We start from the raw sequence: 23023 nt of genomic DNA, 5'->3' as shown, positions 1-23023 counted from the left end.
GTGAAAAGATTCACCGTGGAGGATCCTGTTTACTTATATCTTCAAGTCTCCTTCGGGTTATCTTTTCGCCAGTGCCGCCACGTCCGCCGCGTCGAGGGCACCCGTGTAGAGACGAAGGTCGTCGACGGCCCCGGCGAACGGCGTGTCCCACCAGTTCACGCCGACTCCGAACACCCCGTCCGCGGTCGTCAGCACGTCCGGAAATCCGGACCCGGCGTGCACCAGCTCCCCGTCGAGATAAACGGCGACGTCGCCGTGATCGACCGTGAACGCCATGTGGCTCCACTGCCCCGCGGGGATCCGCGAGCCCGCGTCGCCGTCGTAGTAGGTGGTGGCCCCGGACCAGAGCAGCGTGTTCCCGCCGACGCCACTGTGGCCCTGCGGGACCAGGCTGATCCAGTTGTTCTCATCCCGCGCCCCGAAGAACGCGGTGGTGTAGGGGGTGAACTGCTCCGGATTGAGCCACAGGCTCACGGAGTACTCCTTGCCGGAGAGCACGCCGTCGGGCAGGCGGATGCCGCTGGCCCCGTCAAGCACGGCGGCCTGCCCGTCGACGCCGCCGGTGTAGGACACCTGCCCGCCGGTGGTGTCGATCCGGTGTCCGGTGACAGTGCCCTCAGCGGTGCGCGACTCGGCCTCCTCGAGCGAACCGTCGAACGAATAGTGCGCCGCGAGCCCCTGCTCGACCTTCGCCAGCACGGTCACGTCGAATTCCACGCGTTCGGTCAGGCCGCCGCTCGCGACAGTGGCCGTCAGGGTCGCGGCGCCGTCGTCGTCCCCGGGGGCGGGCCGGGTGACCGCGCCTTCCGCGGTGACGACGGAGGGATCCGAACTCTCCCACGCGATGTTGGAGCCGTGCGTGCCCTCCGTGGGAAGCTGCAGGTCGGCGACGACGGCGGAGGTGTCACCCAAGTAGTCGCCGCCGGCGAGGTCCGCGCTCACCGCAGCAACGATCTCCGCGTCGGACATCGGCGCGAGAGCACTCCCCCACAGCGAGACGCCAGCGGCGGACTGGACGCTGAAGGCCTGCACCCACGCCTGCGCGGTCGGGTCCCACTCGCGCGAGAAGCGGCCGTCGTAGACTTCGCCGTCCAGCGTGAGCTTGGCGCGGTCCTTGTTGTAGACCTGCCAGCGGCCCGTCACGGCTCCGCTGACGGTGCCGTTCTGGTTCAGGCGGAGGTCCTCAGCGCGGGCGACGTCGGCGGTGATCGCCTTGCCGTGGTCGATGAGGCGGTAGCGCCCGACGGCGTCGCCCCGGCGCACGTGCTCGAGCCCGGCGCCCGCGTAGCGGTAGGGCGCGACGACGGGCCAGCCGGCGGAGTTGAAGTGCATGCGGTTGGCGCGCACGTTGTGGCGCTCGCCCTGGCCGGGGAACCGCGAGTGGAAGATCAGGAGCATCTCGCCGGTCTCGGGGTCGACATAGGTGGTGTTGTGGCCGGGCGAGACGTAGCCGTCGCCGATGCCGGAGCCCGGGTCGCCGACCTCGCGCTGGAAGAGGTAGCTGCCCATGAGCTTGGTGCCGTACGGCTCGATGGAGGCGTCGTCGAAGATCGGCAGGTCGGGGTCCGAGCGAACCTCGCGCATGTCGTTGCCCTCGGCGTCGTAGTAGGGACCGGCGGGACTGTCGGCGCGGGCGACGCGCATGTTGTATCCACCGTCGGAGTCGAGCCCGCCGAAGGAGAGGAACATGAAGTAGTCGCCGGATTCGGCGTCCGGCATGATCGAGGCGCCCTCGATCCGGCTGTGGTTCCCGCCGGTGAGGTGCGTCCCGTAGCCCTGATCGGGCAGCGGCATGCCGGTCTCGGGGTCGAGCTCGAGGCTGAAGATGCCGCCGGAGTAGGAGCCGTAGGTCATCCAGAGGTCGCCCTCGTGGTCGTAGAAGACGTCGGGGTCGACCGCGTTGGGGTGGATGCTGCCGTCGTAGGGCGTGCCGTCGGCGCTCATGCCCTCGCCGTCGCGGTGGCCCGAGCGCAAGATGATGCCGAGATCCCGGTAGGGGCCGCCGACGTCATCGGAGACGGCGACGCCCATCGCCGAGCGCGGCGAATCGCCCCGGCACGCGTTGTAGTACATGTAGTAGCGGCCGTCGGCGAGCTGGATGACGTCGGGGGCCCACAGGGTGTCCGATTCGGCCCACGCGAAGGTCTCGGCGAGTTCGACCGTGACGTCGCCGAAGAGCGGGTTCTCCGCAGTGACGTGATTGGCCTCCTGTTCCCACGTCATGAAGTCCTCCGTGCTGGCGGCGGCGAGGTGGGAGCCGAAGACCCAGTGTTCGCCGTCGGCCTCGACGTGCGAGGGGTCGTGAACCTCGACGTCGGTAAATTCCGGCGTCGGCAGCGGCGCCGGTTGCGGGGGCGCAGCGGTCGCGGCCGGGGCCACGAGCGCGAGCGACAGCGCGGCCACGGCGGCGGCTGTGAGGTGCATTCGTTGTCTCAAGGGTTCTCCTCCTCGTTCGCGCGGCGGCGGGGGCCGCAGCATACAACGTTGTAAATTAGGCGCGAACGATGGAATTCCAACGTTGTATATTGTGACTAGGTTCACAGAATGCGCGGCTCGAGTCAAGGGCTTCCCCGCCGCGCGACGCCATCCTACGATGGGGCCATGAACGTGCACTTGGACGCCGAAGCGGCCGCGCTTGCGGGGATGCTCGAGCTCCAGCGCGAGGCGATCGACGCGCTGCTCGACGACCTCACGGACGAGGAGGCCCGCCTGCGCCTCGTCCCGTCGCTGACGACTCCGCTGGGCCTGGTCAAGCACGCGGCTTTCGTCGAAGACGTCTGGTTCGCCCACCGGGTGGCTGGCCGGGAGCGGGACGTGCTCGGCCTGGCCGCGACGGTCGATGAGAGCTTCACGCTCGCACCGGAGGACACGATCGCGTCGGTGCGCGCGGCCTTCGCCGCCGCGTGCGCCCGCTCGCGCGACATCGCCGCGGAGCACGACCTCGACGAGCGCTTCGCCTGGCGGGAACGCACGGTGACGCTGCGCTTCATCGTCCTGCACATGATCCGCGAGTTCGCCCGGCACGCCGGGCACGGCGACATCCTGGTTGAGCAGATCCGCGCGCGACGGACCTGACGGGACCGCCGCGGCCGGGCCGACCCTTGCCCCGGGGCCGAAGCGGTGCTGGACTGGGGCCCATGGGCATCCAGCGGATCGTGCCGATCCTGACCGTCGACGACCTACCCGGGGCCATCGCGGCCCACACCGCAGCGCTCGGTCTGCGCGTGCTGATGGACAACGGCTGGCTCGCGTTCCTCGGCGACGACGCCGGGAACCAGCTCGGCGTCATCACCCGGGACGCGACGGCGCCGGTCAATCCAGACGTCTCAGTGTTCGTGGACGACGTCGAGGCCGCCCACTCGGCGGCCGTTGGCGCGGGCCTCGAGATCGTGCACCCGGTCACCCACGAGACCTGGGGCGTGCGGCGCTTCTTCTACCGCGACGCCGCGGGGCGGGTCGTCAACGTCGGCACTCACGTCTGAGCCAGGCGGCGCGGTCGCCCGGACCGCGCCGCCGGCCCCGGGCGGGTCTAGCGCGTGGCGTCGATGAGGATCTTGCCGTTCGCGCCGGCCTGGTTGGCCTCGAGCGCCGCCGCCGACTCGGCCAGGGCGAACGTGCGGTCGATCTCGACGCGCAAGGTGCCGGCCGCGACCTTCTGGAGGAGCTCCTGCAGGCGCGCGCCGTCGGGGCGGACCCAGACCCAGCGTCCGCCCGCGCCCTCGACGGTCGGGTCGGCGATCGAGACGTGCCGCCCGCCTTCGGCAAGGACCGCCTGCGTCTCGGACAGGACTCCCCCGACGAAGTCGGCGACGGCCGTCACGCCGCCGGGCGCCACCGCGCGCACGCGCTCGGCCAGCCCGTCGCCGTACGTCACCGGAATGACGCCGAGTGCGCGCAGCTTCTCGTGGTTGCGCTCCGAGGCCGTGCCGATCACGGTCGCGCCGATTTCAAGCGCGAGCTGCGCGGCGAGGAATCCGACGCCGCCGGAGGCCGCGTGGATCAGGAGTGTGTCCTCCTCGGTCAGCTCGAGCGTCTCGAGCGAACGCTGGGCGGTCAGGCCCGTGAGCGGCAGGCCCGCAGCGGCGTCGTACGAGACCGATTCGGGCACGCGCGCGACGGACGTGGCCGGGAGTGCGACGAACTCGGCGAACGTGCCGCCCGAGACGACGTCCTTGCGGCCGTAGGCCGCGACGCGGTCGCCCGGGGCGAATTCCGGGGTGTCGGGGCCGACCTGCTCGACGACGCCGGAGACGTCCCAGCCCGGGATGACCGGGAAGACGGCGTCGAGCAGGCCGTCCAGGCCGCCGGCCATCAGTTTCCAATCGACGGGGTTGACCGCCGCGCGCTCGACGCGGATCAGGACCGCGCCGGGGCCGACGCTGGGGGTCGGCTGGTCGGTGAGTTCGAGGGTGTCTGGGGTGCCGTATTCACGGTAAGTCATGGCTCGCATACCCAGCACAACCGCGCGCCCGGCGCCCGCATTCCCGGCCCGGCCTGTGACTTCGCCGACGGCGGGCCGCTACCCAGCGGCGCTATCCAGCGGCGGCCGCGGCCAGGCCGGCTCGCGTCGCCGGTTCCTCCGACAGGTGCGAGCGCAAGGTGCCGGCGCCGTACTCGCGGCGGAAGCGCCCGCGCTCCTGCAGGACCGGGACCACGAGGTCGACGAAGTCCTCGATGCTCGCCGGCAGCGCTGGAGGCATCAGATTGAAGCCATCGGCGGCACCGGCGTCGATCCACCGCTCGATCTCGTCCGCGATGGCCTCGGGGGTGCCGATGAACGTGGCGTGCCCGCCACCGGCGGCGAGGTAGCCGAGCAGCTCGCGCACGGTCGGTCGGGTGCTCTCGATGATGCGAAGCACCGTCGCGTAGCGGCCCTGCGGCCCCGTGAACTCCTCGAGCGGCGGCAGCTCCGGGACGGGGGCGTCGAGCTCCCAGCCGGAGGTGTCGGTGCCGACGAAGAACGACAGTTGACGCAGGGAGTCCTCCACGGGCAGCAGCTCGTTGAGCTCCCGCTGGCGCCGCCGCGCCTCCTCGTCGGTGCGCGCGACGTACGTGACGAGGCCGGGCATGATCGTCAGGGAGTCGGGATCGCGGCCGTGGGCAGCGGCTCGGGAGCGGATGTCCTCGCGGTAGGCCCGCGCCGACTCCAGATCCCACGCCACCGCGTAGACGCCCTCAGCGTAGCGGGCGGCCAGGTCGCGCCCGGGCTCGGAGGCTCCGGCCTGGAAGAGCACGGGCCGGCCCTGCGGCGACTGCGGCACGTTGAGAGGACCAGCGACATCGAACGCGGCGCCGTGGTGGTCGAGCGGCTTCAGCAGCTCGGCGTCGACGTACTTGCCCTTACGGTCCGCGAGGATCGATTCGGATGGCCAGGAGTCCCAGAGGCCGGTGATCACGCGCACGAACTCCTCCGCCCGCGCGTAGCGCTCCTCATGGGGAGGCAGCGCCTCCATCGAGTGGTTGCGCGCCTCTGCGTCGGTCATCGAGGTCACGACGTTCACGCCGGCCCGGCCACCGGAGATGTGGTCGAGGCTCGCGAGCTGCCGGGCCGCGTTGAACGGATTCCAGAAGGTGCTGGAGATCGTCGTGACGAGGCCGATGTTCTCGGTTGCCCGGGCCATCGCGGTGAGCGTCGTGACCGGCTCCAGGTACCAGCGCGGCCCGCGGTCGAGCCCGTCGAGGCCCACCGATTGGCCGTCGGCCAGGAAGACCGCGTCAAAGAGCCCGCGCTCTGCCGTGCGGGCGAGGCCCTCCCAGTACTCGATGTCGCCGAGGCGCCCGACGCTCGAGTCCGGGTGCCGCCACGCGGCGACGTGGTGCCCGCAGCCGTGCGCGAAGAGGTTGAGGTGCACCTGCCGGACGCCGGGCATCAGTCCTTCACCAGCCCGCCGTCGATCACGAGGTTCTGCCCCGTGGCGGACCGCGCCCAGGGCGAGGCGAAGAAGAGGACGGCGTCCGCGAACTCGGCCGGCGTCGTGACCGAGCGCAGCGGGGTGCCCTCGGCGATCGCGTCGAACACGGCCTCCGGGGTCGCCGCGCTCGCGTCGGTCGTGCGCAGCAGCCCGCCGCTGACCATGTTCACGCGGATGCCGCGCGGCCCCAGGTCGGCGGCGAAGGTGCGCGTCAGGGAGAGCAGTGCCGCTTTGGCCGCGGTGTAGTCGTGGTACGGCACGACGGGGTTCTGGAAGAGGTTGGTGCCGACGTTCACGACGCGGCCGGAGCCGAGCTCCGCGAAGTCGGCCAGGGCTGCCTGGACGACGTTGATCGCGCCCTCGACGGTGCCGGAGAACTGCTGGGAGAACTCGTCGTAGGTGATCTCGTGGGCGTGCGAGCGGCCGTCGCCGTTGAAGGAGAAGTCAACCAGCGCGTTGTTGACCACGGTCGCCAGCGGTGCGCCGAACGCGGCCTTGGCCGCGGCGACGAGCGCCTCGACCTGCGCCCGGTCGCGGACGTCGGCCTGCACGGCGACGACGCGGCCGGGGTGCGCGGCGGCGAGCTCCTCGGCGGCCTGACGGCTCGCGTTGTAGCCGATGACGACCCGCGCGCCCTCGCGCAGGAACGCCTCGGTGATGGCCCGGCCCAATCCGCGCGCCCCGCCGGTCACGAGGACCACCTGGTCGGAGATCGCCGGGGCCGTCTGCTGCGCTTCCGCGGCTGTTGCTGTTGTCATGTGCTCGCCCTTCTGCTCTTGCGGCGAGGGTGCGTCTGGGGCGCCCGCGGAAGCCGGTATCACCGGGGGATGCGCGGGATCGCATCGGACATTCCCTTCGCCAGTACTAACTGGATCAGGTTCTACGGGTCGCATCTCAGCCACCGGTGGTGGCGCCCCGAGTCGTTTCCCAAGGACCGTATCACGGTGCCCGCCGCCCGCGGCCCGGGCGCGTGCCCGCTCAGGGCTGCGGCTGTGGCGCCCGCGCGGAGGCCTGCAGGCGCAGTACGACGGCGTCGAGCCAGGCCCCGACGTTCGCCCGCGCCTCGTGCGTGTCCGGGTAGCGGCACCGCAGGTGCAGTCCCGATTCGTCGAGGATGAACCACAACATGACGCCGTCGGTCGCGATGCTCGCGCCCACGTAGTGCATGTCGAGGCACTCCGGCGGCACCCGGACCGGCAGTCGGCGCAGGTCCAGCCACGAGATTGCGAACATGCCCGGCGTCGCCGGCATCCCGCCCCACGGGCGCAGCAGCTCCTCTAGGGGGTACGACCCGAGCCGCACGGCGGCCTTCACCGCACGTGCGCAGGCGCCAGGCTCCGGATCGCCCGACTCGAGCACCGAATTGGTGATGAACCAGCCCACGGAGTCGTGCCAGGCGTCGTCGTGCCGGCTGTGCACGGGGAAGACCGCACGCAGGGCGGATCCGGCGAGCTCGGCGGTCACGGCGGTCATCGCCGACACGGCCGAGGTGAGGGTCGAGACGCCGGCGGCACGGGCGCTCTCGGCGAGCGCGGCGCAGGCCGCGGTGCCGAGCACGTCGCGGACCTCGACGCGTTCGGGGTGCGGCGCGGATGGACCGAGCGGCAGCGGGAACACCGGCATGCCCCCGGCGCCGACGTGCATGATCTCGGCCCAGCGGCGGCGGACGTCCTCGGGGGCGGCGGGCCGGTCGGTGAGGGCGCGGGTGTGCTCGGCGAAGTCGGGCGCCGGCGGCAGCACGGGGCCGGCGCCGTCGTGCGTGCCGCGGAGCGCGGCAACGAGGTCGCGGACGATGACGAGCATCGACCACATGTCCACGTGGGTGTGGTCGGCGGCGACGATCACCGTGGGTCCGGCGGCGGTCTCGAGCACGCAGATCCGGTGCGACGGCGTCGAGAAGGGCGTGCAGCGGCGGTCGAAGACGTCGCGGACCGCGGCCTCGACGGCCTGGCCAGCGCCGATCGGGTGCTCTACCCAGCGGCCGGCGCCGACGTGGACCTGGTGCAGGCGGGGACCGTCGCCGTCGCCGGGGTCGACAACCGAACGCAGGGTGCCATGCCGGGCGATCACGGCCAGCCACGCCGCGGCCAAGTCGTCCTTCGAGAGCGTCTCCGCGAGGCGGAAGGACACACCCATCCACGCCCCGGGCCGCTCGCCCACGCCGACGTGGCGGCGCTGATCGAAGGACAGGGGCAACGCGCCCGCGGGAGACGAGACGGCGACGTCGTACCCGTAAAGCCGCCCGAAAGGCAGACGCAACTGCGCGATGCTGGTGAGCCGCATGCTGGTAGCCTAACCTTCAATTTCCGCACCGCGACAGCATCATGACGGGAGGCCCCATGGCGAAGTTCACGGTTCCGGGTGCCGACCTGGACGTGGAGCTCAGCGATGAGGGCGGGCATCCGGTGGTCCAGCTGCACGGCCTGACGTCCTCGCGCGCCCGCGACCGGGTGCTCGATCTGGACCTCGGCCGCGGGCTCAGCGGGACGCGGCTGTTGCGCTACGACGCGCGCGGGCACGGGCGGTCGACGGGGCGACAGGCGCCCGGCGACTACCGCTGGGAGGTGCTGGCGGAGGACCTGCTGGCCCTGCTCGAGCGTTTCTTCCCGGGCGAGGCCGTGCACGGGGTGGGGCCGTCGATGGGTGCGGCGACGCTGCTGCACGCCGCGGTGCGCGACCCGGGGCGCTTCTGCGGCCTGACCCTGCTGGTCCCGCCGACGGCGTGGCAGACGCGTGCCGCCAAGGGTGAGGACTACCGGCGGGCCGCCGCGCTCATCGAGCGGCGCGGGGCGCGCGCGTTCGTGGCCGCCGGCGCCAACGTCCCGCCGCCGCCGGCGACGGTGGGCGCACCAGCGACGGTACCCGACGTCGCCGAGCACCTGCTGCCCGCACTGTTCCGCGGGGCGGCGGACACCGATCTGCCCCCGCGCGAGACGATCGCCGGGCTCGGGGTGCCGGCAACGATCCTCGCGTGGGTCGACGACCCCGCCCACCCGCTTTCCACGGCTGAGGCGCTCGCGTCGCTGCTCCCCGAGGCGCGGCTGCAGGTCGCATCCACGCCGGACGAGGTCCGCACGTGGCCCGGAATCCTGAGCCAAGACGTCGCCCAGCACGGCTGAGCGCCCGGGCGCCGTCGTTCAGATCAGCAGGTTCGCCGCGCCGACCCCGGTCAGGACCAGGACCGCGACCTCGAAGAACCGCTGCGAGATGCGCGTCGCGAGCCAGCGACCGGCGAAAGCCCCGACCACGACGAGCGGAACCAGGGCGGCGGAGATCGCGAAGATTTGCGCATCTAGCAGGCCCAGACCGATCTGGAACGGCAGCTTGGCCAGGTTCACGGCGAAGAAGAAGTAAGCCGTGGTGCCGAGGAAGGCCTTCACGGGCAGGCGCATGGAGAGCAGGTACAGGCTCATGACCGGTCCTCCGGCGTTGGCGACCATCGTCGTGAATCCGCCGAGCGTGCCGTAACCGTAGCCGGCCGCGCGCGACGGCGATGCGACCGCGTCGGACCGGGCCTTCGCCCGTCGCTGCCACAGCGCGAAGCCCAGCAGCGCGAGCAGGATCGTCCCGATGACGCGGCGGACGACGTCGTCCGTGGAGGAGCCGAGGAACACGGCGCCGACGACCATGCCGGCCAGCACTCCGGGAACGAGGCGGCGCAGGGTGCGCCAGTCGACGTCGTGCCGGTACATCCAGACCGCGAACAGGTCGCCGACGATCAGGAGAACGAGCAGCGCGCCCGTTGACTCGCGGGCCGGAAGGACGGCAGCGAAGATCGCGACGCAGAGGGTTCCGGCGCCGGGCAGCGCGGTCTTGGCGAAGCCCGCGAGCAGCGCGCCGCACGCGAGCACGGCCCAGGCGAGCACATCGAGTTCGATCACCGGTTCACCCTACGCGGCCCGGCCGGCGACATCTATCGTCACCCGACGAGCCCGCGTCCGACACGGAGAGTCATCATGCGACGTCGTCCGCAGCACAGGGGAGGCAGCACGCCGCGCGGTCCTAGTGTGGGCATTCTCGGGAAGCTCGTGACGTTCCCGTGTCCCCCGACCCCAAGCCCGACAGGAAGGTATACCCGTGCGATCGCTCATCATCCTGGCCGTCATCGGCTTTTTCGCTCAACTCGTCGACGGATCGCTCGGCATGGCCTACGGCGTGACGTCAACGACGCTGCTGTTGTTCGCCGGCATCGCCCCGGCCTCCGCCTCGGCCATCGTCCACCTCTCCGAAGTGGGCACCACGCTGGTCTCGGGGGTGGCGCACTGGAAGTTCGGCAACGTGGACTGGCGGGTCGTCGGCATCATGGCCGTCCCCGGTGGGGTCGCCGCGTTCTTCGGCGCACACTTCCTGGTGGGCCTGGACGGTGAGGCGGCGAAGCCGGTCGTCTCGACGATCCTCCTGGTCCTTGGCATCTACGTCCTGTACCGGTTCCTGCGCATGCCGACGACCCAGCCCGCGTTCCGGGGCACGCTCCGCAAGCGTCTGCTCGTGCCGTTGGCCGTCGCCGCCGGCGCGCTCGACGCCGTGGGAGGAGGCGGATGGGGGCCGGTGGGCACGCCGACCCTCCTGGCCTCGGGGAAGATCGAACCGCGCAAGGTCGTCGGTTCGATCGACACCTCCGAGTTCGTGGTGGCCCTGGGCGCCTCGCTCGGGTTCCTCAGCGGATTGGGAGCGGTCGGGATCGACTTCGCCTGGGTTCTCGCCCTGCTCGCCGGTGGTGTAGTCGCGGCCCCACTGGCCGCATGGCTGGTCCGGCTCATGGCCCCACGCGTCCTCGCCGTCGCCGCCGGCGGGCTCATCGTCTTCACGAACAGCCGGACGCTGCTCGGCACCGACGCGGCAGTGGGCCTGCTGGGCGGCAATACCGGCTCTGTCGTGCTGACTGTGCTCTTCGCCGCGTGGGCGGCGCTGGTGTTCTGGGTCGTGCGACGCGAACTGCGGGCCCGCGCCGCCGAACGCGAGCACCGCGCGGCACTGGCCAGCACGGAGGCCTGAACCCGGGCCATCGCCGCGGGAGGGCTCAGGCCTCGGTGACCCGGCCGGCGTCGACCCGCCAGTGCCGGTCCGTCCGGACCGTGGCGAGCATGCGCCGGTCGTGCGTCACGAGCAGCAGCGTCCCGTCGTAGGAGTCGAGCGCCTGCTCGAGCTGTTCGATGGCGGGCAGATCCAGGTGGTTCGTCGGCTCGTCGAGCACCAGCAAGTTCACGCCCTGGGCCTGCAGGACGGCCATGCCGGCGCGGGTCCGCTCCCCCGGCGACAGCTCGCCCACGGGGCGATTGACGTGCTCGGCCTTGAGCCCGAACTTGGCCAGCAGGGTGCGCACCTCCCCGGAGGCCATCTCGGGCACGACCGCCTCGAAGGCGTCGGCGAGGGCGGCGGGCCCGGCCAGCTGCGAGCGGGCCTGGTCAATCTCGCCGACGCGCACGCTCGCACCGAGGCTCGCGGTCCCCTCGGCCGGCGCCTGGTGGCCGAGCAGCGCCCGCAGCAGCGTGGACTTGCCGGCGCCGTTCGGGCCGGTGATGCCGATGCGCTCCCCCGCGTTGACCTGCAGGGACACGGGTCCGAGCGTGAAATCCCCTTGCCTGATCACGGCCGCGCTCAGCGTCGAGACGACCGAGCTCGAGCGGGGCGCGGAGCCGATCGTGAAGACCAGCTGCCACTCCTTGCGCGGCTCCTCGACCTCCTCGAGCCGGGCGATCCGGCTCTCCATCTGCCGCACCTTCTGCGCCTGCTTCTCGCTCGACTCGGACGCGGCCTTGCGCTTGATCTTGTCGTTGTCCGGGGACTTCTTCATCGCGTTGCGCACGCCCTGGCTAGACCACTCGCGCTGAGTCCGCGCGCGGGAGACGAGGTCGGCTTTCTTGTCCGCGAACTCGTCGTACTTCTCGCGCGCGTGACGCCGCAGCGTCTCGCGCTCCTCCAGGTACGCGTCGTAGCCGCCACCGTACACGCGGTTCGAACCCTGCGCGAGGTCCAGCTCCAGCACCCGCGTGACGCAGCGGGAGAGGAATTCGCGATCGTGGCTGACGAGCACCACTCCCCCGCGCAGTCCGCGCACGAACGCCTCAAGCCGCTCGAGCCCGTCGAGATCCAGGTCGTTGGTGGGCTCATCGAGCAGGACGACGTCGAAGCGCGAGAGCAGAAGCGCGGCCAACCCGACGCGGGCGGCCTGCCCGCCGGAGAGCGAGGTCATGAGGGTCTGCTCGGCCCGCTCGCCATCGAAGTCCAGACCCAGATCGGCGAGCACCACGGGGAGCCGCTCGTCGAGGTCAGCCGCGCCGCTCGCCAGCCAGCGGTCGAGCGCCGCCGAATAGACGTCGGCTGGGTCGATGCCGCCGGCCGCAGGTTCACCGAGCGCCTCGGCCGCCGATTCCATCGCGCGGGTGGCCTCGGCGCACCCGGTGCGCCGGCCGACGTAGTCGACGACGGTCTCGCCCGTGACGCGCTCGTGCTCCTGCGGCAGCCAGCCGACGAAGGCATCGGCAGGAGCCAGCGTGACGGATCCGGCCTGCGATGTGTCGACGCCGGCGAGCAGCCTGAGCAGCGTGGACTTGCCGGCTCCGTTCGCGCCGACGACGCCGACGACGTCTCCCGGGGCGACGGTCAGATCGAGCGAGTCGAAGAGTGTGCGGTGGCCGTACCCGCCGGCGAGTCCGTGGGCGACGAGTGTTGCGGTCATCCCGCAATTCTCCCATGCGTCCCGTCCGCCGCAGCCCGATTCGCACCGGGTGCCGATACTCTACTGAACATGACTCCCGCCGCCCTCCAAGCCACCCGGACGCCGACCCTGCTCTGGGACGTAGTGCGCGTTGTGGCCGCCGTGCTCATCGTCGCTGCCGCGGCCCGGCAGCTCGGGCAGTCGGTGTCCTTCGCGCTCACCACCGACACGGCGCACGGCTCCCACCTGCCGACGGTCGTCGCGAACTTCCTGAGCTTCTTCACGATCGAGTCGAATCTGCTCGCCGCGGCCGTGCTGCTCGTCGCCGCGATTCGCTCGTTCCGCGCACGCGGTCGCGAGGCGCAGGATCCGGCGTGGCTCGCGACGCTCCTGGTCTGCGCGTCCACGTACATGATCGTCACCGGGGTCGTGTACAACGTCCTGCTGCGCGGGATCGAGCTACCGCAAGGGCAGACAGTGCCGTGGTCGAACGAGGTGCTGCACGTCGTCGGCCCGCTCGTCATGCTGCTCGACGTCCTCCTCGCTCCGCGCCGCCGGGCGCTGCCCTGGTCGGCGATCGGCGTCGTCGTCCTCTACCCGATAGCGTGGGCGGCGTACACGCTGCTTCGGGCGAACACGGTCGTCGCCCCGCTCTCGGGCGACCCCTGGTGGTACCCGTACCCGTTCCTGGACCCGCACCTGCAGGGCGGATACGGCGTCGTGGCGGCTTACATCGCCGCGATCGCCGTGCTCATCTCGCTCGCGGGCTGGGGCGTCATCGCCGCCGGCCGCCGCCGGGCCCGCGCCTGACCGTCGCGCCGCACGCCGAATGTGCGGCAGACTCGTGGCATGGACGATCTGCATGTGCCCCCGGGCCCCGGCGCTCCCGGCGGCCTCACGGTGCCCGCGGGTGAGCTGCTCGAGCAGTTCTCCCGCTCCTCCGGCCCCGGCGGTCAGGGGGTCAACACCACCGACTCGCGGGTCCAGCTCAGCCTCGACCTCGGCACGACGACGGCGTTGAACGACGCCCAGCGCGAGCTCGCCCTCGCGCGCCTCGCGGAGCGGCTGACGGGCACGGTCCTGACGATCAGCGCCTCGGAGCATCGGTCCCAGCGGCAGAACCGCACCGCGGCGCGGCAGCGGCTCGCCGGGCTGCTGCGCGACGCCGTCGTACCCGAGATCACCCGCCGGCCGACGCGGCCCACCCGGGGCTCGAAGCGGCGCCGGCTCGAGGGCAAGCGCCAGCGCGCCGAGACCAAACGGAATCGACGCCGTCCGGGCGCCGAATAAAGCGCCCTCTAGCGATCGGCGCAGGCTATGCGCCCGGCCTCCACGACGCCAGCTGGTCCGAGGAGACCTCCTTCAGCCACATCTGCCACAGCGGACCGAAGGTGAAGCGGCGCGCGCCCAGTGCGGTGAGGGCCGCCAGATCGCCGGCGGCGTGCCCGCCGACGGGGTGCACCGTGAGGTTGACCGGTACGCTGACCGCTTCGACGAGACGGGTCACGTCTTCTGCCAACGACAAGCCCACCGGGTAGACGGACCGGGCGCCGGCCTGCTCCATCAGCTTCGCGCGCTCCACCGCTTCCGCGAGCGGGTCGGCGAACACGTCCGGGCCGAACTTGAGGGCGTCGGTGCGCCCGTTGATGACGAAGTCCACTCCCGCCGCGTCGGCGGCCTGCCGGGCGGCGGCGATGTAGTCGGCGTGCTCGTTGCGGTCGCGGACGCGCTTGCCCTCGGAGTGCACGACGTCCTCGATGTTGACCCCGACGGCGCCGGCCTCGAGGACCCGCTCGACCAACTCAGCGGGCGCCAGCCCGTAACCCGACTCGACGTCGGCGCTGACGGGAACGTCGACCGCGCCGGTGATCCGCGCGACCACTGCGAGGTAGTCGGCGAAGTCCATGTTCTCGCCGTCGGAGCTGCCGGTCGCGTCGGCGACGGGGTGGCTCCCCGTGGTGATTCCCTCGAATCCCGCCTCCTCCGCCGTGCGCGCGCTCCAGACGTCCCACACGGTGGGCAGGACGAGCGCTCGACCCGACTCGTGGGCTTCGGCCAGGGTGGTGGCAAGTTCTTTGACGTGTGTCATGTGGTTCTCCTTAGGCTGCGCCGCGCGGCGCTCGGTCACCGGTGTCCGTCAGGGCCACAATAGGTCCTTTTGCCGGCAATGTCAGGGGGTCGAGGAACGGGGCGGCATCGAGTGGCCGTCGACCTGGATCGTGCCGGACGGGCACAAGTACTCGGCCTCGCGGACCGCGTCCTGGTCGCCCTCCGGCGGGTCGGCCTCCAGCAGTTCCACGAATCCTCCGTTCGCGTCGCGGTTTCGGAAGACGCGGGGCGCGACATGGCCGCAGTTGCCGGAGGCCACGCACAGGGGCTGGTGAACGGTGACTTTCATCTTTGGCTCCCCTCTCTGGGTGTTCACTTCACACGCCGGCGTGGCTCCTCGTGTGGCTCAGCCGCGATATCGCTGCACCAGCGGGCACGCGAACGGGTCCCGGTTCTTCAGCCCGACCTGGTTGAGGTAGGCCACGACGGTAACGGCGGCGCCGGACAGCGACTCTTGGGTGTACGGGATGCCGAGCCGGCTGCAGTGCTCGCGCACGAGCGTCTGCAGTGCGGGAAGGTTGGGCCGGGGCACCGCCGGAAAGAGATGGTGCTCGACCTGGAACTGAAGCCCTCCCAGGAGCAGCCGGGACAGCGGGCCGTCGTCGATATTGCGCGACATCCGCACCTGCCGGCGGAGGAAGTCGAGGTGGACTCCAGCCGGGACGGTCGGCATGCCGATGTGGTTGAGCGCGAAGGCTCCGCCCAGCAGGAGACCGAAGGTTCCGACCTGGACGCCGACGAACGCGAACGCCATACCCACCGGCAGCACGAGGAACAGCAGCGTCAGGTAGGCCGCGTGGCGAACGGCGATGAGCGCGATCTCGGTGACCCGGTGCGGTACGTCTCGCGCGCTGAAGAGCATCCGCAGCGACGCGACGTGCAGGTTCAGGCCCTCCAACAGCAGCAGCGGGACGAAGAAGTACCCCTGGCGCCGGGCGAGCCAGGCGCTCAGGCCCTCGCGGCGGTCGGCGGCCGCGGGAGTGAGCGCCAGCAGATTGGATTCGATATCGGGGTCCGTGTTCTCCCGGTTCGGGTGCGCGTGGTGCGTGTTGTGCTTGGCCATCCACCAGTTGAAGCTCAGCCCCATGAGCAGACAGGCGATGAGCCGGGATGCCCACTCGTTCCGCGTTCTCGAGGCGAAAATCTCCCGATGCGCAGCTTCATGCGCGAGGAATCCCAGCTGTGCCATCACCAGACCGATGAGCGCGGCGATGATCAGCTGGAACCACGTCGCACCGAGGAGGACGACGGCAGCCAGCAGACCCGCGAGCAGCAGGACCCACCCGCCGATTCGCGTCACGTAGAACCCGTAACGACGACGCATCAGCCCGGCGTCGTGCACGGTCCGGCTCAGCTGCCGGTAGGACTCCACGTACTCTTCACGGGACAAGGCGGCACCTCCCTGGTCTCGCGCGCCGTCCTCGTACGGCACCGCCGGTGCCCTGCGCCGGCTGACTAGCTGCTTAGGGCTAGATTAGACAGGAATACCGCCCCGTTCAATCCCCTCACCGCTGAGCGCCGGGAGCCGAATCAGCGCTTGGAGGCGCGGTAGCCGGCCTTCTTCGCCGCTGCCGCCGTCGTGAAGCACTCCTCCGGCTTGGTCCGGCTGTAGTAGGCGCCGCTGGGCACGTGGTAGATCCCCGAATTGGCATTGCCCTTGACTGGGTAGCCCTTCGGGCAGTTGAACGAGCCCGTTCCGGCGACGCGCGACGGCTTCGCCCCCGCCTTGATCGTCAGCGACTGCTTCGCCGACGTCGTATAGGTCTTGGACCAGGAGGACTTGCCGGCCGGGACTTTGTACTTGACCGTGGTGGTGACGCTGTACTTTCCGGCCTTCAGCGCGGCCGACGTCTTGTTGGTGACAAGTGTCTTGGACCCCTTCTTCACCGTCACGGTCTTCGACACCAGCTTGGCGCCCTTGCTGACCGTGACGTTCGGCTTGATCGTCGCCTTCTTGCCATAGGGCGCGGTCTTGCTGGCGATCTTCTTGATCGCGACGGCGGTCCGGACCTTGAGCGTCTGACTCTTGGTGGACTTCTTGGTCGCCGAGTATGTCTTCTTGCCATCCTTGACCGAGTAGGTGCGGTAGGTGGCCGTCGTCGTCACCGCGTAGGTGCCGGCCTTGAGCGAAGCGCTCTTGGCCTTGGAAGCGACGGTCTTGCCGCCCTTCTTGACCGTGAACTTCGCGGATGAGAGTTCGGTTCGTCCGGAGAGCTTGATCGACGGTTTCACCTTGGCCGATCCGCCGACGGCAACGACCGGGCTGGCGATCGTCCCGATGGTGAGCTTGGACGACGTCGTCGTGGCCGCGGGCGCCTGCACGGCAACCGTGGTCGGCTGCGGCGCGGCGGTGGCCGGCGCCACTACGGCGCCACCCATGAGAAGCGACGCGGCGGCGACGGACGCGCACCAGCGCATGACAAGTGTTTTCATGATTCCCCCAACGAAAGCCGGATGCAGAGCGCATCGCGGATTGAACGAGAGAATCATAACCCCGGATTTGCGCGAAAGTGCCGGACGAGACACAACAAGTTCTATTCGCCGAAAAATGACGAGCGAAGAGATGCCGCGAGGCGTCAGCGATCGAGGAAGGGGACCGGCTCCGCCTCCGGGAATGGATCGGAACGCAGCCTCCCGTAGGTGTCGACGTCGATCCGCTCGCCGTCGATCAGGAACTTCCCGCGTTCGGTGCCTTCCTTGACGAATCCGGCGACTCGAGCCACTCGGCCCGACGCCGGGTTGTTGACGCGGTGCCCCAGTTCCAGGCGGTCCAGGCCGCCAACCGTGAGCGCCCAGTCGGCCACGGTCGCGGCGGCACGTGCCATCCACCCCTTGCAGCGCGCGTCCTCGCTCATCCAGTACCAGAACCAGCCGCTGCGGTTCGCGGGATCCGCGGTGACACAGACCAGCCCGACGAGTCGATCATCGACGGCGAGCGCGAAGGGGATCTGGTTGCCGTCCGAACGCAGGAGCGCCCGGACGTAGCGTTCGGCGTCCGCGAGCGACGCCACCTCCCCTTGCCTGGCCATGTCCGGGTTCGAGCGGAACGCGGCCAGCACGTCGGCCGCATCCGCTTCCCGCAGTGAGCGAAGCCGGACATCCGCTCCGTGAGTGTTTCTCATGCTGAGAACCCTACGACGACGGGGCCCGGACGACCGCCTTTGCTAGCGTGAGCCCATGGCCTGGACCTTCACCACCGAACTCATCGAATGGCGCGGCCCTGCCCCGTTCGTGTTCGCGCCGATGCCGGCAGTCATGTCGGCCGAGCTGAAGGAAGCCGCGCGCGGCCTCATGTACTGGGGGCAGATTCCCGTCGCGGCGACGATCGGAACCACCGACTTCGACACCGCGATATGGCCCAAGGACGGACGATTCCTGGTCCCGGTCAAGGTGGCCGTTCAGCGGGCTGAGCGGGTCGACGTCGGTGACGTCGTCACCCTCAGTCTGGACGTGCGCGCGGGCCGGCTCGGGCGCTGACTCCGGCGATTCAGGTGTGCCGCAGGACGGTGACGGCGAAGTCGGCGTCGTCGCGCCAGGCCCGCAGGTCCCAGGTGGCGAACCGGTGCTCGAGACGCAGCCCGGCGTCCGCCACGTGGCGGTCGAAGTCGGCGAGCGACAGGTGCCGCTTCACATGGAACCCGACGACGATGAACCCCTCCGGGCTGACACACGCGGCGACGCGGCGAAGCACCGCCGTCTCCGTCCCCGGGGCGAGGAAGACCATGACGTTCCCGGCCATGAGGGCAGCGTCGAAGGGCTGGGCCTGCCCGAGCGAGGCCAGCTCCAGCTCGGCCAGGTCGACGACGGCGTACGTGGGGCCGGGGTGATCCTGCTCGGCCGCGGCGATCAGCTCGGGGTCCGCGTCGACTCCGACGACGCTGTGCCCGCGTGCGTGCAGCTCACCCGCGTGACGGCCCGGCCCGCAGCCGGCGTCGAGGATCCTGGCCCGCCGCGGGACCATGGCATCGACCAGCCGGGCCTCCCCGATCAGGTCCTCACCCTCGGCGGCCATCTCCCGGAAACGGTGGATGTACCACTGCGAGTGCCCGTCCTTGGTCTCTGTCACCCAACGCGTCGGTTCTGCCATGGACCCATCGTAGACGCGCCTTATCCACGCCCGGGCATCCCTGGACCCCGCCGGCCGTTCGCAGGGTGTACGCGTACACTCGTCTCAGGAGCTGCCTCTGGTTCCCCGATGATGGGAGTCCGGATGTCCGGCGCCACTGCCCCCTCCACCACGCCAGTCCCCGTCCCGCCGAGCGGCGCGCTGCTCAGCCTCGGGCTGCTGGCCGGCTCCTCGATGGAGAACGAGCGGCGGCTGCCGATCCACCCCGAGCACCTCGACCGGATCGACCCGGACCTGCGCGCCCGGATGATCGTCGAGCGCGGCTACGGCTCCGACTTCCAGCTGGACTCCGGCTACATCGAGTCGCGCGTCGGCCGCATTGCCGACCGCTCGGAGGTCCTCGCGGCGGCCGACGTGCTGCTGCTCCCGAAGCCGCAGATAGAAGATGTGGCCGCGATGCCCGAGGGCCGCACGCTCTGGGGCTGGCCGCACTGCGTGCAGGACACCGCGATGACCCAGACCGCGATCGACCGCCGACTCACCCTCATCGCCTTCGAAGCGATGAACCACTGGAGCCGCCGCGGCGAGTTCAACCTGCACGTCTTCCACAAGAACAACGAGCTCGCCGGCTACTGCTCAGTGCTCGACGCGCTGCGCCTGACGGGGACCACGGGCGTGTACGGGCCGCGCCGCAGCGCCGTCGTGATCGGCTTCGGCGCGACCGCACGCGGCGCCGTGACGGCGCTCATCGCCCAGGGGTTCCACGACATCCAGGTCCTCACCCAGCGCGACGTCTCGGCGGTCGGCTCCCCGATCCACGGCGTCCACATCGCCCAGCTCAACACGGGCGACGGCGAGATCCACCTCAGCGAGGTGCTCACGAAGGACGGCAACGTCCTGCTCCCGGACTTCCTGGCCTCGCACGACGTCGTCGTCAACTGCACGCTCCAGGACGTCGACGCGCCGCTGACCTACCTGCGGACCGAGGACCTAGCGGGCTTCGCGACCGGGAGCCTGATCATCGACGTCTCGTGCGACGCCGGCATGGGCTTCGAATGGGCGGTCCCCACCGGATTCGACGACCCGATGTTCACGGTCGGCGACGGCGTCAACTACTACGCGGTCGATCACAGCCCGTCGTACCTGTGGAACGCGGCCACGTGGGAAATCAGCGAGGCGGTGCTGCCGTTCCTGCGCACGGTCATGCAGGGGCCGGACGCGTGGGCGGAGAACCTGACCGTCTCCCGGGCGATCGAGATCCGCGACGGCGCGATCGTCAACCCGAGCATCCTGAGGTTCCAGGGGCGCGAGGCGGACTATCCGCATCCTCGCGCGGCCACTGCCTGAACCGCCCTGACACGTCTCCGCTCTCGGGGACGATCGCGCTGGCGGCTCGCACATGCTCGACGAGCGCGGGCACGACGACGTTCCACACCCGCGGCGGCGGCACCTCGTGCCCCATTCCGTGGACGCGCAGCAAGGTGGCGTTCGGGATGATCCGAGCAAGCGCCTCGCCATGCGCGAGCGGGAAGAGCGGATCCGAGTCGCTGTGGACGATGAGTGTCGGCGCCGTGATCAGGGACGGGTCGGCCCCGGCGTCGGCAGCAAGCAGGAAGTGATTGACCATCGACGCGGCCATGTCGCGGCTCCGGCCGGCTTCACGGGTGGCGATCGCGCGGAAGCGCGCGTCGTCGAACCCCAGCGACCCGGCGTACGGGCGTTCGGCTTCGACGCGGTAGTCGATGACGGCTGACGTATCGGACCAGTCTTCAGGTTCGGGTGTAGCGTCCTCCGCCACGGCCGCCTCGGGTGGCGGAAGGTCGTCTGTGCCACCGCCGGCGGGTGAAGACTCGATGAGCGTCAGTGACAGGACGCGGTCGGCTGCGTGCACACCCAGGTATTGGGCGATCCCGCCGCCCATCGACACACCCACGAGGTGTGCCGCACTGATCCCGAGCCGGTCCATGATCCGCAGCGGATCAGTCGCCAAGTCCCCTCCCGTGTAGCTCGGGTGGCCCGGCGGGCTGGCTGTCGACTCCCCGGTATCCCGCTGGTCGTATCTGATCACGTGCAGGCCGTCCGCGGCGAGGGTCTCGCAGAAATCCGGGGGCCACCAATCCATGGACTGCGTGGCGCCGGCGATGAGCAGCACGGGCGGCCCGCTCTGGTCGCCGACCTCGTCAACGGCCAGTGTGACGTGGTCGAGTTCGATGCGCTTCACGAGTCCAATCTCCATCCTCGTTTCCACCGCGTCAACAGGTTCCACGGGAACGACGGCGCCTCCACCAACCGCACCAGACGGGACCGCCCTTGCGGAGAGCGACCCCAATCCATAAAATGAACATCAGTTCATTCTTTGGAGGCACTCGTGCGGGCGGCAGAACACAATCAGGCGCTGCGAGAAGCGACGCGCCAGAGCATCGAAGCGTCCGCCGTCCGGGTTTTCGCCAGGCACGGTTTCGCCGCATCCAGCATCCGACATATCGCCGAGGACGCCGGCTTGAGCGTCGGATCGATCTACCGGCACTACGCGAGCAAGGAGGCGCTCTTCGATGAGCTCCTCGCGCAGGCATCAACCGGCCTCGCCGCAGCAGCCGAGGAGCTCGCCGGCGTTGGTGATCCGCTCGAGCTGGTGCGCGGCTTCACGCGCGAGGTCCTCACCGACTTCGCACGCGGTGGAACCGCAGCCGAGTTCTATCTGGTCGTCAACCAGGGCTTCCTGACGGACACTCCGGCCGGAACGGCGGCGCGTCTGGCGCTCGCCCAGCGCTCGTTGTGGGAGGCCTTCGCCGACCTCGTGCGACGCGGACAGGCGACCGGACGGTTCGTGGCAGGCGACCCGGCCCAACTGACGGCTTGCTACTTTGCCATGCTGTCCGGGCTTGCCAACATGCGCCTGGTCGTCCACGACACCCTGAACGATGCGGGCGTCGACATCGTGCTGCGCCTCCTGACAACCGAAGGAAGACCATAATCGAGATCAAGCGCGGCGACGAGCTGGGCGAGAGCGCCCGTCGGGGCCTCACCGCGGTGCTCGTCCACGGATTCGCCGAGGACTTCAACTACTTCTCGCCGGATCCGGAGGTCCTGACCGCCGCCTTCGAACACATGCTCCTTCTCGAGCGTTTCCACGTGGCACTCATCGACGGGCGTCCGGCCGCAATCGCCACCGTCACGGAAGGTGATCAGGAGTGCTTCGCGCCGAGCCGCCGCGAGTTCCAGCGCACTCTGGGACGCGTGCACGGGCTGATCAGCTACCTCATCGTCCGCAGTCAGTTCCTCGGGGCTTACGACGGCGCGCGACCGGGCCTGGCCGAGATCGGTTTCGTGACCACCGCGCCGCAGCACCAGGGCAGAGGGGTCGCGACGGCTCTCATGAAGCACCTGCTGCGTCTGCCGTACGACGAGTTCGTGCTCAGGGACATCAAGGACAACAACACCCCGGCCCTCGCGCTGTACCGCAAGCTCGGTTTCCGCGAAACTCAAACGCGTCCGGTGAAGTTCGCCCGGCGCGCCGGATTCTCGGCTTACCTGTCGATGAGTCGCAGAACCGGCACTTGACGTGTTGCAGGCGCGGTTCTCGACCGGGCGCGCAACCGGTCGTCCAGACCTCGTCAGGCAACGTCGATTTCAAGAGCCGCGAGCCTTTCGCGCCCCGTCGTCGTGATGGTCAGCGCCCGGTCGGCGCTCCGGCGCCGCACCCATCCGTCAGCGATGACCGCGTCCAGCAGTGCTTTCCCGAATCTCCCGGCAACGTGGGGTCGTCGTTCGGTCCAGTCCGCGCAGGGCCGGATCAGCGGCCGCGCTGACTCGGCGACGTCGAGCCGGAGCCCCAGCGCCTGGCCCGCGTTTTCGCCGCCGGAATCTTGCAAGCCCCACGTCCCGCCGGCGGCAATCAACCAGCCGTCCCGGATTCCGGCGTCCACGAGGGCCACACCGAGCTGGCCGGCGAGGTGGTCGTAGCAGGAACGTGCGATCCGCAGCGCAGTTCGTCGGCGCTCAGTACGCAACGACGACACCTCTGGTTCCCCCGAGAGTCGAAGAAGCGCCTCCACCGCCTCAGCGACATCAGCGTCCGCCAGCTGTGCGAGCCGGGTGCGCCCGACTTTCTCAACCCGCACCAGCCGGGCTTCTTCCAAGCGGGCCAGGTGAGAGCTCACGGTCGACGGGGCTAGACCCACGCGCTCAGCCAGTGCTCCCGCCGGAAGCGGCGGACCGGATAGAAGCTCCTGCATCATCCGCAACCGACCGGGCGCCGTGAGCACACTGCCGAGTTCC

At 70.3% G+C, this 23023-nt stretch carries 25 protein-coding genes and 1 riboswitch; of the genes, 10 read left to right on the top strand and 15 right to left on the bottom strand.

Annotated elements, in window-relative coordinates:
- Positions 1-57: 57 nt before the first annotated feature.
- Positions 58-2424 (bottom strand): LamG-like jellyroll fold domain-containing protein, encoded by a 2367-nt coding sequence (locus EV380_RS02700; RefSeq protein WP_130449184.1) that lies wholly within the window; start codon positions 2422-2424, stop codon positions 58-60.
- A 177-nt stretch (positions 2425-2601) separates the two neighbouring features.
- On the opposite strand from EV380_RS02700, the gene EV380_RS02695 reads away from it, so the two are divergent.
- Positions 2602-3075: a DinB family protein gene (locus EV380_RS02695; RefSeq protein WP_130449182.1), complete on the top strand. Its 474-nt coding sequence runs from the start codon at positions 2602-2604 to the stop codon at positions 3073-3075.
- Between the two features lie 62 nt (positions 3076-3137).
- Positions 3138-3482, top strand: a complete 345-nt coding sequence (locus EV380_RS02690; protein WP_130449180.1) for a VOC family protein — start codon at positions 3138-3140, stop codon at positions 3480-3482.
- 47 nt (positions 3483-3529) lie between these two features.
- Here EV380_RS02690 and EV380_RS02685 read toward each other — a convergent pair whose 3' ends face one another.
- The 4 genes from EV380_RS02685 to EV380_RS02670 form a co-directional block, all read right to left on the bottom strand.
- Positions 3530-4441, bottom strand: a complete 912-nt coding sequence (locus EV380_RS02685) for an NADP-dependent oxidoreductase (protein ID WP_341272756.1) — start codon at positions 4439-4441, stop codon at positions 3530-3532.
- A gap of 91 nt (positions 4442-4532) precedes the next feature.
- Positions 4533-5870, bottom strand: a complete 1338-nt coding sequence (locus tag EV380_RS02680) for an LLM class flavin-dependent oxidoreductase (RefSeq protein ID WP_130449176.1) — start codon at positions 5868-5870, stop codon at positions 4533-4535.
- Entirely contained in the window at positions 5870-6670 is an 801-nt protein-coding gene (locus tag EV380_RS02675; protein ID WP_130449174.1) for a 3-oxoacyl-ACP reductase, read from the bottom strand. The genes EV380_RS02680 and EV380_RS02675 overlap by 1 nt, the downstream gene beginning before the upstream one ends.
- A gap of 74 nt (positions 6671-6744) precedes the next feature.
- Positions 6745-6840: riboswitch (TPP riboswitch) on the bottom strand.
- Positions 6841-6890: 50 nt separating this feature from the next.
- Entirely contained in the window at positions 6891-8195 is a 1305-nt protein-coding gene (locus tag EV380_RS02670) for a condensation domain-containing protein (RefSeq protein ID WP_130449172.1), read from the bottom strand.
- Between the two features lie 56 nt (positions 8196-8251).
- Between EV380_RS02670 and EV380_RS02665 the strand changes: the two genes are divergently transcribed.
- Entirely contained in the window at positions 8252-9031 is a 780-nt protein-coding gene (locus EV380_RS02665; protein ID WP_102157437.1) for an alpha/beta fold hydrolase, read from the top strand.
- Positions 9032-9049: 18 nt separating this feature from the next.
- Here EV380_RS02665 and EV380_RS02660 read toward each other — a convergent pair whose 3' ends face one another.
- On the bottom strand, positions 9050-9793 hold the full coding sequence (locus EV380_RS02660) for a sulfite exporter TauE/SafE family protein (RefSeq protein ID WP_130449170.1): 744 nt from the start codon (positions 9791-9793) through the stop codon (positions 9050-9052).
- A gap of 196 nt (positions 9794-9989) precedes the next feature.
- Here EV380_RS02660 and EV380_RS02655 point away from each other — a divergent pair, with 196 nt between their 5' ends.
- Complete coding sequence (locus EV380_RS02655; protein ID WP_130449168.1) at positions 9990-10907, top strand: sulfite exporter TauE/SafE family protein; 918 nt, start codon at positions 9990-9992, stop codon at positions 10905-10907.
- 25 nt (positions 10908-10932) lie between these two features.
- Here the strand turns inward: EV380_RS02655 and EV380_RS02650 are convergent, their stop codons facing one another.
- On the bottom strand, positions 10933-12591 hold the full coding sequence (locus EV380_RS02650) for an ABC-F family ATP-binding cassette domain-containing protein (RefSeq protein ID WP_130449166.1): 1659 nt from the start codon (positions 12589-12591) through the stop codon (positions 10933-10935).
- A gap of 69 nt (positions 12592-12660) precedes the next feature.
- On the opposite strand from EV380_RS02650, the gene EV380_RS02645 reads away from it, so the two are divergent.
- Both EV380_RS02645 and arfB read left to right on the top strand, forming a co-directional pair.
- A complete protein-coding gene (locus tag EV380_RS02645) occupies positions 12661-13380 on the top strand; it encodes a Pr6Pr family membrane protein (protein WP_130449164.1) in 720 nt (239 codons plus the stop codon).
- 39 nt (positions 13381-13419) lie between these two features.
- Positions 13420-13860, top strand: a complete 441-nt coding sequence (arfB, locus tag EV380_RS02640) for an alternative ribosome rescue aminoacyl-tRNA hydrolase ArfB (protein ID WP_130449162.1) — start codon at positions 13420-13422, stop codon at positions 13858-13860.
- Between the two features lie 25 nt (positions 13861-13885).
- On the opposite strand, the gene EV380_RS02635 is transcribed toward arfB, so the two are convergent.
- The 5 genes from EV380_RS02635 to EV380_RS02615 all read right to left on the bottom strand — a co-directional run bounded on the left by EV380_RS02635 (position 13886) and on the right by EV380_RS02615 (position 17801).
- Positions 13886-14659 carry an isocitrate lyase/PEP mutase family protein gene (locus EV380_RS02635; protein WP_130449160.1) on the bottom strand — a complete coding sequence of 258 codons (774 nt, stop codon included), beginning with the start codon at positions 14657-14659 and terminating at the stop codon, positions 13886-13888.
- Between the two features lie 81 nt (positions 14660-14740).
- Positions 14741-14968 carry a ferredoxin gene (locus EV380_RS02630; RefSeq protein WP_130449158.1) on the bottom strand — a complete coding sequence of 76 codons (228 nt, stop codon included), beginning with the start codon at positions 14966-14968 and terminating at the stop codon, positions 14741-14743.
- Between the two features lie 57 nt (positions 14969-15025).
- Positions 15026-16069 carry a fatty acid desaturase family protein gene (locus EV380_RS02625; RefSeq protein ID WP_242607478.1) on the bottom strand — a complete coding sequence of 348 codons (1044 nt, stop codon included), beginning with the start codon at positions 16067-16069 and terminating at the stop codon, positions 15026-15028.
- A 140-nt stretch (positions 16070-16209) separates the two neighbouring features.
- The gene (locus tag EV380_RS02620) at positions 16210-17112 is read right to left on the bottom strand and encodes a sunset domain-containing protein (RefSeq protein ID WP_130449156.1); all 903 of its coding nucleotides are present in this window, start codon (positions 17110-17112) and stop codon (positions 16210-16212) included.
- Between the two features lie 143 nt (positions 17113-17255).
- Positions 17256-17801, bottom strand: coding sequence for a GNAT family N-acetyltransferase (locus EV380_RS02615; RefSeq protein ID WP_130449154.1), 546 nt, complete (start codon positions 17799-17801; stop codon positions 17256-17258).
- A 55-nt stretch (positions 17802-17856) separates the two neighbouring features.
- Between EV380_RS02615 and EV380_RS02610 the strand changes: the two genes are divergently transcribed.
- Positions 17857-18156, top strand: a complete 300-nt coding sequence (locus EV380_RS02610) for a DUF1905 domain-containing protein (RefSeq protein ID WP_130449152.1) — start codon at positions 17857-17859, stop codon at positions 18154-18156.
- Positions 18157-18166: 10 nt separating this feature from the next.
- On the opposite strand, the gene EV380_RS02605 is transcribed toward EV380_RS02610, so the two are convergent.
- Positions 18167-18766, bottom strand: a complete 600-nt coding sequence (locus EV380_RS02605) for a class I SAM-dependent methyltransferase (protein WP_130449150.1) — start codon at positions 18764-18766, stop codon at positions 18167-18169.
- A gap of 123 nt (positions 18767-18889) precedes the next feature.
- On the opposite strand from EV380_RS02605, the gene EV380_RS02600 reads away from it, so the two are divergent.
- Entirely contained in the window at positions 18890-20092 is a 1203-nt protein-coding gene (locus EV380_RS02600; RefSeq protein ID WP_130449148.1) for a N(5)-(carboxyethyl)ornithine synthase, read from the top strand.
- Here EV380_RS02600 and EV380_RS02595 read toward each other — a convergent pair.
- Positions 20022-20981, bottom strand: coding sequence for an alpha/beta fold hydrolase (locus EV380_RS02595; protein ID WP_165391877.1), 960 nt, complete (start codon positions 20979-20981; stop codon positions 20022-20024). The genes EV380_RS02600 and EV380_RS02595 overlap by 71 nt on opposite strands.
- A gap of 132 nt (positions 20982-21113) precedes the next feature.
- Here EV380_RS02595 and EV380_RS02590 point away from each other — a divergent pair, with 132 nt between their 5' ends.
- Together EV380_RS02590 and EV380_RS02585 are read left to right on the top strand one after the other, a co-directional pair.
- Positions 21114-21719: a TetR/AcrR family transcriptional regulator gene (locus tag EV380_RS02590; RefSeq protein WP_242607477.1), complete on the top strand. Its 606-nt coding sequence runs from the start codon at positions 21114-21116 to the stop codon at positions 21717-21719.
- A gap of 56 nt (positions 21720-21775) precedes the next feature.
- Entirely contained in the window at positions 21776-22306 is a 531-nt protein-coding gene (locus EV380_RS02585) for a GNAT family N-acetyltransferase (protein ID WP_242607476.1), read from the top strand.
- 53 nt (positions 22307-22359) lie between these two features.
- On the opposite strand, the gene EV380_RS02580 is transcribed toward EV380_RS02585, so the two are convergent.
- On the bottom strand, positions 22360-23010 hold the full coding sequence (locus EV380_RS02580; RefSeq protein WP_278030568.1) for an ArsR/SmtB family transcription factor: 651 nt from the start codon (positions 23008-23010) through the stop codon (positions 22360-22362).
- Positions 23011-23023: the final 13 nt, after the last annotated feature.

Origin of the sequence: Zhihengliuella halotolerans (genome assembly GCF_004217565.1) — a bacterium.
GTDB classification, from domain to species: Bacteria; Actinomycetota; Actinomycetes; order Actinomycetales; family Micrococcaceae; genus Zhihengliuella; species Zhihengliuella halotolerans.
This window is presented reverse-complemented; position numbering and strand designations above follow the sequence as displayed.